This window comes from Paenibacillus agricola (assembly GCF_011440305.1).
Classification (GTDB): Bacteria; Bacillota; Bacilli; order Paenibacillales; family NBRC-103111; genus Paenibacillus_S; species Paenibacillus_S agricola.
The window spans coordinates 1-11,916 of sequence record NZ_JAAOIW010000045.1 but is presented as its reverse complement, the minus strand read 5'-3'; the positions used below and the strand labels follow the sequence as shown (position 1 = coordinate 11,916).

The following is an 11,916-nucleotide window of genomic DNA, read 5'->3' as shown; positions in this document are numbered from 1 at the left end:
GAAGTTGTTATCGGATGCAATCTGAACAAGAATTTCTTTTAATCTTACGTCTATTTCTTCGCACGAACGAAAATAATCAGCCATGGAAGCATAAGTGCCATTTTGGATAACCGTGTCTATATACCCCCATTCATCATAGGAAAGCGAAATGGAAACTATTACGGTTTTCCCCATTACCTTACGTCCCGATCCTGGACGTGATCCTCCGCGCCCTGGCTTAACAGCTGGTTTTTGTACCTGTACGACTGCAGGAGGTTCCGAAAATATTTCTTCCACCACTTCGCCCTGGCTCTCATTGTCTTGCGTTAGCTCGTCTAACCATGACTTAGCTACACGCTCGTCCCACGCCTTATACAAACGGTCAGCCCATGATTCCAAAAAGCCGAATTCGTTCACCAGCTCCGTGACGCGGTTTTCTAATTGAAAATCGCTGAGCACAGCCCAATCATCATTACGTATTGGTATCCGTTTTTTTGAAATCAGTAGTTTTTTTCAAAAATTCAAGATCATCCTTTGCAAACATTGACCTTCCACATGTGATTGCCACTTTCTTAAGATCTCGCATTTTTTTCAATTTTCTTCATGCCCAGCGCCTCATTTGATAAAAGTTCTTTAATTCAATTATAACACAAAATTTTTCTTGAAATATGCGATAAAGTGCTCCTTGATTGGCATCCTTTGGTCTACTATCTCTCTGTACGCCTCCTGGTATTGGCTGCGTTTTACTTGTTAAATTCCATTTATTAAACCTATTCCCTATTATGAACCTCTCTTATATCCTAGTTTACGCTCATAATGTTTTTGCATAACAAGTTCATGAATTAGCCAATACCTTCCTGATTTCCATATCAAGCCGGCATCAATAAAATCATCAAGCAGATGATTATCTATATCTTGCTTGATTTTCCCCACATGAAGTCCCCACAACGGTTCAATTTCATTCGTTGTCATAGTTTTAGGCAAATTGACTCGACAGGTTTGGCAAATCATAATGGATTTTTGTTCAGGCTCCAACTCTTCGATCCACTGTTGGCAGAGCTCGCATCGATGCGGAAATTTTTTGTAAGTCATCTTCTCCAGCTTTTGATTATAATCGGCAATTGAACGTTCAATTGTGTATTTTTTAAACATTTCTAAATCCACATTATCCGAGTCTATTTGATCAAGCGCATCTTTCAGCTTCTCTAAACTCGTAATATTCCTCTTTACATCTCCTATAATGTCCATATTACACCTCTTTTATTCGATATCGTCTATATTATAATACGATATCGTCTTTTTAATCTAAAATCAAGTGTAACTATTCACCCCTTTTATAAAAGAGGTAGGCGGGAATCCTTGTTATATAAGGTTTTTAGGAGTTTTTATCACAAAAAAACATGAAATTTGACCAAAGACATAGATCGTAAAAGGAGCCACAATTTCAGCCACTTTAAGCATCAAAAAAACGCTGCAACTGATAGCGCTGCAGCGTAAACGATCTTTAAGATGATGGTCAAAAGTTCAATAATAACTTAATTTAAAAAGACTCATTTCGGTTCCTGCGACTAGGTCTGATTTCAACAGGAATATCACTTAATTGCGTAGGTAAAATTGGTGCTTCCTTGGACGATGTTAGTGGTTCCACTGGAATTGTACTTACTACGTCCTCACCTGCAACCATTTCAAGAGCAGGCTTCGTTCGCATCCTGCCTCTAACCATATTCATAAATTCTTCAGAGAGCCGCGGCAAATGAGTGCTTATCCAATCCAGTTCCTTATAGGTCATTTCTATAGGCAATTGAATGCCAATCGTTCCACCAGGGAATATAGAGTCACTCTTTCCATCCTTATTTATTAGTTCAAGTAGGTATTGATTACGGTTTTTTTGCTTCTCCAAGATTCGGATGTAAGGTTCAGCCTCATCTTCATCCACTGGCAACCTGACTGGGATGACTTGGCCTGGAATTATCTTACGCTTCAACTGAGACATTTGCTTGACCCTCTGACGCGTCTTCATGGAAACCTGAGCGTTCACTCATTCCCCACTTATAAAGAGCCCTAGCAGTGGCAAATTCGGGCTGAGAATCGATCTTAAGATCAATACCTGCTTCGCTTAGCCTATTCATTATGTAATTCTTGTACACTTGTATTCCTCCGCCGATTCCGACTACCATATGAGGAGCTAACTTTCTCATTCTCACATTGTTTAAAATGTCATCGACCAAGTTTAAAGCATCCTCTTCTACATACGATTCAAAAACTGTTTTGATGCTATGACTCAATTCTTCAATAATAAAATCATTATTGATTATTTTATCCAAGTGGTTTCGGTTAACGATTCTAAAAGCGGTATTATCTTTTTTGGATAATTCTGTATTAAAATCGTATCTAAAACGATCCTTTGTACTGGCTGCCCCAAAATCAATCGGGAATGAACGGTTATCATCAAACTTCATTTTACTCACATATCCGCAATCTGTTGTAAGCTGCCCGATACCGATGATCAGTATATCTTGCTTAGAAACCGGTGATTCCTTCAGCTTACCCTTCCAATCTCTTTCCAGATCATAGACATAGATCGCATCCTCTGGCACAACCGCATCCATTTCAATATTAATACTTACTGTACATTCGTATCCGAGGGTTTCTATAGTTACCGAATGGCTGCCTTGCATTCGATCTTCAAAAGCATCTCTAGCATCAAAATCGAAATAACTAAGTGGTATGCCATAAACCGGCGCATAATGAGCCGTAATCAGTTTTTTCTTGGGATTTGTGTTGAGTGCGTGATAAGCCATAGATGCTAGAGAAACGATCACAGGTAGATCTTCTAAATGCTTCTTTGATCCCTGAACCATTTCCCTCCCTCCCTCTGCGCATAGCCCTACTAAAATGGTCTTGTTATTGTATTTATCGCTTAATGCGGATGAATTTATTTTCAATTTATAGTAATCCAATAAATTTTCAGGTGCTTCATCCTGGGTCATATTCGTGGATCTTTTTGTTGGAAATTTAACCTGCATTGGAATCAAAAATTGGTCTTCTGGCTTGGATCCAAATACTGCTTTGTGACCATGATTCCCAATATCTTGTCCCGTAACTTTAAATTTGCTCATAAATAATAGCCTCCTCTATATTTTGTAATACATTTGTAATACATATTGTAATACATATTTCCAAAAATTTCAAGTAAAAACCCATTCCCCTTAATATTGTAATACATTATGTAATACATTTGTGATACATTATTAAGCCTGATGATCAAAACCTGCACAAAAGTGATTCACTAGTGGATAGTGAGTCACTAGTGAATCGGCGGCTATCATCATGATTCAGATAATAGCGTTCCTTGTAACTCACTAGTGATAAGTGATGAGCGGATAAATACTCTCATAGTGATCTAATGGTGATGTGTGATTCACTAGTGGTCCAAAGCATTACCATGTTGATGAAGTTACTACGTCACTAGTGACGTATAATGTTCAAACCAAATATGTAATGGTGATGCATTAGTGGCGTGTGATTCACTAGTGTTATAATATCACTATGATAAAGTTTTTGCCACCTATTTTCCGCTATCAGTGACAAGTAGTGACTAAATGCACTTCAATAGTGATGCATTAGTGATGTGTGATTCACTAGTGGTGGATATATGTTATTGCTATCTAAATTTAAAACAACAAAATCTTCATTGGTCACAGAAAACTATGGTATAGTAATATTGTATTTTTAGAATAGTGTTTCACCAGTGATTAATGATTTCCTAGTGAGTCACCTGTGTATCGTCAGGGTCTATACATATTAAATAGAAAGGAGTTTTATCGTGGAACGATTTTTAAAAATAATAGACTTAGGAAAAGAAGTTGGCGTGCATTATAATACTGTGGACAGATGGTTTAAAGAATTAGAAGATCGTAGAATTCACTATATAAATAGGGCTAATGGGAACAAGGTTTATTCGGAAAATGATCTGCAAATTGCTATGTTTTTCAAAGATATGAGAGAGCAAAAGTGGACAATAGAGGGAATTTGTCTAGAACTTCCACAAAAATTCGAATTACGTCCTTTTCCAGTGGACGATCAAATCGAATACCCTTCATCTATGTCTGTTCAAAATTCACAGGATTTGAAGGATTATTATTTGGAAGAATTAAAGCTCAACTTAGCTGAAATTGCTGAAAACCAAATGCAGGAATTACGCGAACAACATCAGAGAATGATGGATAGGTTACCGCAACCTAGAGACTTGCAGCAAGAACGAAGAGAACGTGTTATGGAGATCACAACAAGACGAAGAGTAGAGCGATTGCTTGAACGTGAAGCCTTAGAAATCTGGTCTACCAAACCTGAGAAAGAAAGAATAAAGAAGGTAGGTTTATTTAAAAGGGAAGAGGATATAGACAAGAGAAATGAATTTGTTAAATCACATATAGATGATCATTTCGATAATAAGCTGTTGGATGAGTTTGGTTTAAACACAATATCATAATCATTAAGGAAAGGTGGCAGTGGCATGGGGCAATTTGACCATATTGAATCGATTCTTGAGCTGCTGGCTAAGGAATACCAAGCCAATCGGCATTTGGACGCTCTGAAGGCTGCAGCTCTGCAGCAGGAAACAATAGAGCGACTGGGTGCTACACTAAATCGTCAGGTCCAGGCAAAGACACTATTCATGTATGCAAATGAGCAAGGAGATAGCCTGAAATCCCTGATGTTGATGCCAAGCCTATCTGCGGGTGAAAAATCCTTACTTCAGATCAAAATTGATATTTTAGAGCAATCGTTGCGTGTCAAATCTTCCGACTATATGAAAGAGCTCGTGGCAATCAATACAAATATTGCTCAACATGCTTTATTTTCTGCAAATCCCAAATCAGTAGCCGCTGAGACCACCAGTATTAAAGGAGTCCGTTCCGTAATTATCAAAAGCAAAAATGGGGTGGTACTAAATATCTATGATGCGCGGACGATGGGAGCTGTACAAAGCCTTTGGATGAAAAATGCCGAAGGCAATTCTCCTGTAGTACGCCTAAAGTACACCGACATCCTCAATGAATTAGGCTTGACAGATGGCTCTAGCAACTATAATAGAGTTCAACAGTCTCTGCTACGGCTATGGGAAACAGAAGTCACCCTTACGCAATATCAACGTTCTAAGAACTCCGGGTATGAGCAGATCGCATTTACCCGACTGATCGATTCGATCGTATTCGAAAGACAAGTCGGTTCATCAGGTCATTTCAAAAGAGAGTTTGAGATTAGACTACCTGATTGGTTAATTCAGGCCAATAGAAAAGGGGATATGTTTGATATTTCCTTACTGCTAATGAATGATCTGAAATCGTATTTGGCTCAAGGTCTTTATTGGCTGATCTCTTCATACACAGATAGCCAGCAAGTTACCATCGAATTGTCTGTATTAGCAGGGCATTTCCACTTCTTAGATGAAGATGGTAAACCCACAATGCCAGCATTCAAGATTGTGGAACGAATCTCACAAGCTTGTGAAGAGCTGAAACAAATCGGGTTTATTGATCATTATAAATACCAAGGAAAAGCTTCAGGTCTGAAAGGCAGGGCGTTAGAGGTCACTAAAAATCATATGTTTACCAACTTGCCCACACCTATAGATATGGAAAATCCCAAGCAGCTGGAGCTTGAGTTGTTTGAAGAATGATTAACTCGATAATATAGTTACTTACTATTTATGTATTTCATCTGTTTTAGTACGGAAATATACGAAATATGTCTTGTATAATGTTTTATGACCTTAGCAGGTGCTTACCGTGATTGTGGCGCAGTCACTAATCAGTGCTCCACCGCAAGGGGCTCATCTCTTGTGTGGCGAGCAACATATTATCCCTAGAAATGTTAGCGAGCGCTTACCGCGGATCAAATGTATAGGCGCAGCAGCCTTACTCTTCGTCCAGAAATTGTACATACCAGTAATGAAGAGCAGGGAAGAGGTATCGGATCTCTGGCCCATACCCAAAAATCTCAGAATATGTCGAGGCTACTCACAATGTTTCGTTTAATGCGACTCAAGAAGCTCGTAACTTGGTTAAAAGCTACACATTGTGATTGTAGATCATGTACAATACGTAAGATAAAAGTTACTTACTTATCTTGTTTTTCATCTGTTTTAGTACGGAATTTCCATAAAATTAAAAGGTATTTTGCAAAGTTGAGGCCAAATCATCCGTTTTAGTACGGAAATATACGAAATAGAAATCAAATCATCCGTTTTAGTACGGAAATTAGGTCAAAAAATTTTTTTATTTATGATATCATCCGTTTTAGTACGGAAAATCAGAGAATAGGATCATTAAAATGTAAGATAGATATGAAATCATCCGTTTCAGTACGGAAGGTGTGTATAAATCATCCGTTTTAGTACGGAAAATTGATTATACCCTGGATTTGCCTTTTTCCTAAGATCTGTTTTATAGTAGTCTCAATAGATTTAAATACTAGAATAACAAAAAAGCACCCATCATTTATATTCTGCTCCTCAACCGCCAAGAAGACAAGCAGAAATATAAATCCAAAGAGTGCCCTTTGTTTGACTTTTAAAAAATTCTGTATCTGTATCTTATCACAGAATTTTTTAAAAATCAAAGGGATAACTCTTACTTAAATGTGCCATTTTTTGGTCTGGGGCTTAAGAAGGAGTTTTTTATTATGTCTGATTATTCAACTAATTTTGTCTATCTATCAGTAGTACGTGAACAACGACAAAAGATCATTGAGGAACAAGCTCGCCAGCTTCAAACGTTCAAATCGGTTGAGGAAATGGATGCACATGTATTAGCATTCATACAAACCTATGGACTGACGCTGAATGAGACATCTCTGAAAGTACTGGAGATATGCTGCAGGCATTCGCTTCGCGCTTTTGGTGTATCATGGTTAAGCAATAAATCCATTGCCGCTATGGTACAAGCCTCTACGCGAACAGTTCAACGATCTATTGATCGGCTTGAGCAATTAAATATTATTAAGCGTAAAGAAACATACGAGCGCAATGGGGGACAGGGAACCAACCTGATTATCATCCAACCCATTCAAGATCACTTTTTAATAGAGACCTACAATGAGCAAGCAGTATCCAAAGACGCAGAGTTAAATAACCCAGTACCATCTGAAATTGTTGCTGACATCGGGGTAGGAATGCCGGTTGTCACTGGGGTTGCCATACAAATCACTAAATCTCCTAATCTCTTAATCTCTAATAATAAATTAAAGATTGATAGACAGCATGCTTTATCAAGCATGCCTTCTGACACACCCGAATTTCCTGAAATTATTGAAAGCCTAAACATACACGGCAAAAAATTAAAACCATTGCCTACATCTGCAACATCGATTATGGAAACATATATGCCTCGTATTTATAGTATGCTAGTAAGTCGATTTAAGAACCTACTTGATGCATCAATAGTTGAAATTGCCTGCGATTTATACATAGAAAAATATTATGATCTGCGTGGACTAAATCCAAAGTTTGAGATCGTGAATCCCGTAGGATGGTTCCATGATGCTTATAAAGACGCGATTCACGTATGGAAGGCCAAAAGATATAAGAAAGAGTTCACTCAACCGATCCCAATTTAAGCCAATTCGAACATGCTTGAACATTCAAAGGCGCTCTATCACACCAGGGATGTCTTCAGTGTTTTGTGTAAAACATATGTCATCGGAAATAAACCATTTTAATGCCTCCTAAAGCTTGAATCAGGTGGTACGAATAAACGAGTCCAAATCCAGTTCCATGTATCTTTCTTGAAACGGAGCCTAATCGACTAGTTTGTACTTCATTCATTAATTGTGAGGGTTGCATAGTTACCATCGACCATAAGTATTATGATTACACTTCTATTTTTTTCCAGGCTCCTACAGCATTCTTAATATAATTAACAAACACTTTTATGTATTTTAATATTAACGTTGTACATATTTAGATATGGCATCATTTAATCATAAATAACATGGAGTGGTTCTGGTAAGTTAATGGTTTCGTTTCTTAATGTCTGGGGCTACTTAGATATAATTTGTTCCGTCCTTTGAATTTGGAAAATAGAAATATATAAGAATTATTGGAACTATAGAAAAGACAATTCCAACTAAAAAGTGAATCTAAACTTTTTCTTTGTTTTCTTGTAATCTTACAAAAAAATACGGCTGATAATCCACCTATAAAGCATTTATTTATAATCCCAAGCGATGGGATTATGGTTGGGAAAATTTCTAGCATTCATAGAAAAGCCCTCAATACACAAGGATGAGAGCTTAACCAGACCGATTAATCATGGAATTTTTCCCTATTCACAAGATAACGCAAACTACCATGGGTCTCAAATATGTCTGCCGTATCGAACGAGAGCCCCGTGTCTCATCTTAGGCGGGTGTTAGAAGGGAATGAGTTCGTAAGATTTAAATGAGCTTGTGCAATTAATGAAAGTTGAGAGAGAGAAATCTAATCTAAGTACTACTAAGGCTTATGAACTCAGACAAAGGGCTATCCAATATCAATTTGAGTCAATAGCTGCAAAAGAAACAGCCGCTTAATTACTGAAATTTTAGCTTCTTGTACGGATTCAGCCCTTTTACCTAGAATCATCTTCGAAAGTATGAAAGCCGCCATTAGGCTGTGTATACTTAAAAGTCAAGCAGGACGGACATAATGTGAACAAAGCGGGCTATAAGGTGATCGGCATTGACTTGGACGGGAGCAAAGATGAGCTGGGCATGTGGATCGGTGAGAATCTGTCCTCCAAGTTCTGGGTAACCGTCTTAAACGACCTGAAAAACCGCGGTGTCCAAGACATTATAATCACCTGCGTGGACAACCTCACAGACTTTTCCCAAGCGATTGCCGCCTGCTATCCGCAAACGGAAATCCAAAAATGCATCATCCACCAGATTCGGAATCCGACCCGCTTTGTGTCGTACAAGGACCTCGAAAAAGTAACCGCTGATTTAGAACCCATCTATTAAGCGGCGACAAAGGATGCAGCCTTGTTGGAATTAGACCGTTTTGAAGAAGTCTGGGGAAGCAAATTTTCCCTTATAATCCGGTCGTGGCGTACGAATTGGGAGAACTCGCGACCTTTTTCAAGTACCCACCCGAGATCCGGAAGCTGATCTAACACGACCAACATCATTGAAAGCAACCACCGTCAGCTCCGAAAAGTGACGAAAGAAAAAAATATCTTCCCGACCGACGAGGCACTGCTCAAGATGCTTTATCTGGCGACGATGGACGTTACCGTAAATGGACAGGTCGCGTTCAAAATTGGGAATAAATGCTGCTACAGCTCTCTTTTTTTTTTTCGAACGAATCGGCCAGCATTTGCGTTAAATTTTTATTCTCCCCTGCAGTTCCCCTCCGCCGAATTCTTCATGGGCAGGTGTTGCACCTGGTAATCATGAAGTGCTGGTAAAAAAAGCTTCCAGATACTGCTAAATGGGTTCTTCTCTACCGTTAAGATGCCAATCCGTTTCTTGCGCAGTCGACATAAATCACGGAGTTCCCTCAGGTCTTCCAATGGAACGAAGCTTGGTTCTATGAGACCGACACGTAACGACTTAGCGATCCATTCGGCATCTCAAACATCGGTTTTACGCCCGGGAACATTTTTAATCCGTTGTGCATTTGCCAGAATCACCGTGAAGTAGCCCTTTAAGATGTTGTACACAGGTTTCTAGTAGTTGGCCCAGGACCACTCGCATAGCTGGAATTAGATTTAGATGTAAGGGGTGATTCTGTGATCATTGTAAGACCATTGGAACAAGCAGAATATGATTTTTTTATGGATATGTACTATGAATCCATTTTTATATTACAGGAGAAGCCACCTAAACATGATCTACTGAATAAGAAATACAGTGAGGATTGGGGAAGAGAGGGGGGATAGGGCTTTATTAGCTTTACGTGAAGATATACCGTTAGGGCTATATGGTATCGATTATTTGACGAGACGAATTAAGGATACAGGTTTGTTGATAATCAAACTCCAGAATTAGGATGGTTGTACGCTCTAATTTTAGGCAAGCAGGGTTTAGGGTTATGAAAGAAATCATTCAACAAGCCAGAGTCGATGGTTATCAATCACTTTATCTAAGCGTCAACCCAGAAAATCAAGCGGCGGTTCGGTCATATGAAAAACTTGGATTTGCATATTGCGGGGTATCAAGAACCTCATGGACTATGATGTTAAGCATCACTGCATATCCGACCAACATATCCGAATAGGAAACAACTAATATAAGAGTAAAGTACAAATACCCTAATACCCTGTTTTAGTTACCTTCATGTCCAATTAACACAGTAGTAACAAGGCTTTGCGAGCTACACAAAACAATTAAAACAGTATGAAATATTTAAAACATAAAAAGTTCTTTAAAACAACAGAAAAGTTAAAACTATTACAGAATCAAATCATAAATATTAAAATATTGACAGACAAAATGATGAATAACAAAGAGAATATTACTCACTACAAATAACCTTGCCCAAAACTCCCGTATCCTTTTTTTTGCCCAATTATCAATAAAGGTTATAAGCAATAAAACCCATAATTGTAGACTATAAAAGGGAATTTTTTATACGACATGATCCGACAATTATAAAAAAAATTTATAATATAGGTCTAAAGGTCGAATGATGTCGCAATATTTATGTTGAAAAAATAGTTCTCTAGTTATAGTATGGTGTTATTGTACTGGACCAAAATCAGGATAAATAAACACTAATATGACAAGGGTGGGAGCGCTATGTCGATTTATGCAATAGAAGTATCTCGTGGAAAAGAATGGATTGCTAAGGAAAAATTATCTCAATTATTGCAATTCTTTTCATGCAATTTAGTAAAAGATGTTTATGCATGCCATACTGAGGTCATTGCAAAATCAAAAAAAACAAAAGTAGCTGCATTATCAGGATATATTTTTATTCGTCTATTTGGCGATCATGATGTTATTCCCCCCGAAGTATGGAACATCATTAAAAAAACTCCTGCTATTATTAGAATTCTCAAACATGCGATTCCTCAAGAAGAATTTGACCTGTTTTATGAGTCATTTGAAAATATCAGTACAACTGAGGTTGAAGTTACTTTAGCAGATAACGAAACTAGTTCTGATTCTGTTGGAGATGTTCAGGAACTTCAAAAGACCGTTAATATTATGCAAGAGATTGAGTTACTGAACGAAGAAATCAAGCAAATCCCGTTCAAAAAAAGATCTGAATTTGCTGTCATAATTATATTCAGAAAAAATAAAACGGTTGTTCATTTGCCATCCTATCTTGTAAACGAATGGGAACGGCACCTTATTCGTGGAAAACCGTGGATCCGATCAATTGTAAATGGATTGCGCCGATATGCTTCCTCTTTCTTGAAGGGGGGCTCTTCTCATGGTTAAAATTGCAAATATACGCGATGTAGCAAGGATCCAGATATTAAGCAAACAAATAAAGCGGCAAATTAAAGAGATGAAAAGTAGGGTAAATGGAGTTGTTTACGGACAAACGCAAGAATTACGTTTGCTCAAATTAGTAAGAAGACTAGAGGCTGGAGAAAGCACCTTAAATGATAATCCTGATTGGATTCAGTGTATACACGATTTGAAATTGATGTATAGTTTTCGCAAACTCGTGCCTTCAGTCGTGAGTTAGAAAACTTCGGATAGGGCGTGGCTTATGCCACGTTAACTACCCGACACATGTTTAGGTGACTATTACAACAATCCCTTTAATGTCAAGGATTCTATAGGAAAACAACACTGACATATGGTTATTCTGTAGTCCTGATTATATGCCAGAAATAAAGCAGGGTCGTGGTTACGTCTATGCCATTCAGTATCACTTCGTATGGTGCGTAAAGTACCGACACCAGATTCTTATCGAAGAAATAGACGTAAGATTAAAAA

10 protein-coding genes and 3 pseudogenes are annotated in these 11,916 nt (G+C 38.0%); 8 read left to right on the top strand and 5 right to left on the bottom strand.

From position 1 onward, the window contains the following. The 4 genes and pseudogenes from G9U52_RS38555 to G9U52_RS38540 all read right to left on the bottom strand — a co-directional run. Positions 1 to 438 (bottom strand): annotated as a pseudogene (locus tag G9U52_RS38555) (hypothetical protein); the annotation flags it as partial. A gap of 321 nt (positions 439 to 759) precedes the next feature. Next, positions 760 to 1,227 (bottom strand): hypothetical protein, encoded by a 468-nt coding sequence (locus G9U52_RS38550; RefSeq protein ID WP_166158716.1) that lies wholly within the window; start codon positions 1,225 to 1,227, stop codon positions 760 to 762. A gap of 292 nt (positions 1,228 to 1,519) precedes the next feature. After that, positions 1,520 to 1,972 (bottom strand): hypothetical protein, encoded by a 453-nt coding sequence (locus G9U52_RS38545; protein ID WP_166158713.1) that lies wholly within the window; start codon positions 1,970 to 1,972, stop codon positions 1,520 to 1,522. After that, on the bottom strand, positions 1,953 to 3,098 hold the full coding sequence (locus G9U52_RS38540; protein WP_166158710.1) for a ParM/StbA family protein: 1,146 nt from the start codon (positions 3,096 to 3,098) through the stop codon (positions 1,953 to 1,955). The genes G9U52_RS38545 and G9U52_RS38540 overlap by 20 nt, the downstream gene beginning before the upstream one ends. 707 nt (positions 3,099 to 3,805) lie before the next feature. Between G9U52_RS38540 and G9U52_RS38535 the strand changes: the two genes are divergently transcribed. The 4 genes and pseudogenes from G9U52_RS38535 to G9U52_RS38520 all read left to right on the top strand — a co-directional run. Next, positions 3,806 to 4,471, top strand: a complete 666-nt coding sequence (locus G9U52_RS38535; protein ID WP_166158707.1) for a MerR family transcriptional regulator — start codon at positions 3,806 to 3,808, stop codon at positions 4,469 to 4,471. A 24-nt stretch (positions 4,472 to 4,495) separates the two neighbouring features. Then, the gene (locus G9U52_RS38530) at positions 4,496 to 5,662 is read left to right on the top strand and encodes a replication initiator protein A (protein ID WP_166158704.1); all 1,167 of its coding nucleotides are present in this window, start codon (positions 4,496 to 4,498) and stop codon (positions 5,660 to 5,662) included. A gap of 1,004 nt (positions 5,663 to 6,666) precedes the next feature. Continuing rightward, positions 6,667 to 7,599 (top strand): helix-turn-helix domain-containing protein, encoded by a 933-nt coding sequence (locus G9U52_RS38525; protein WP_166158701.1) that lies wholly within the window; start codon positions 6,667 to 6,669, stop codon positions 7,597 to 7,599. A gap of 1,044 nt (positions 7,600 to 8,643) precedes the next feature. After that, positions 8,644 to 9,290, top strand: a pseudogene (locus G9U52_RS38520) (IS256 family transposase); the annotation flags it as partial. A gap of 150 nt (positions 9,291 to 9,440) precedes the next feature. Here the strand turns inward: G9U52_RS38520 and G9U52_RS38515 are convergent. Next, positions 9,441 to 9,689 (bottom strand): annotated as a pseudogene (locus G9U52_RS38515) (IS110 family transposase); the annotation flags it as partial. Positions 9,690 to 10,054: 365 nt separating this feature from the next. On the opposite strand from G9U52_RS38515, the gene G9U52_RS39640 reads away from it, so the two are divergent. The 4 genes from G9U52_RS39640 to G9U52_RS38495 all read left to right on the top strand — a co-directional run. Further along, positions 10,055 to 10,240 carry a GNAT family N-acetyltransferase gene (locus G9U52_RS39640; protein WP_243767807.1) on the top strand — a complete coding sequence of 62 codons (186 nt, stop codon included), beginning with the start codon at positions 10,055 to 10,057 and terminating at the stop codon, positions 10,238 to 10,240. A gap of 521 nt (positions 10,241 to 10,761) precedes the next feature. After that, positions 10,762 to 11,409 carry a transcription termination/antitermination NusG family protein gene (locus G9U52_RS38505; RefSeq protein ID WP_166158698.1) on the top strand — a complete coding sequence of 216 codons (648 nt, stop codon included), beginning with the start codon at positions 10,762 to 10,764 and terminating at the stop codon, positions 11,407 to 11,409. Further along, entirely contained in the window at positions 11,402 to 11,662 is a 261-nt protein-coding gene (locus G9U52_RS38500; RefSeq protein ID WP_166158695.1) for a hypothetical protein, read from the top strand. The genes G9U52_RS38505 and G9U52_RS38500 overlap by 8 nt, the downstream gene beginning before the upstream one ends. A 139-nt stretch (positions 11,663 to 11,801) precedes the next feature. After that, positions 11,802 to 11,916, top strand: a 115-nt coding sequence (locus G9U52_RS38495) for a transposase (RefSeq protein WP_207953479.1), incomplete at its 3' end; no start/stop codon positions are given.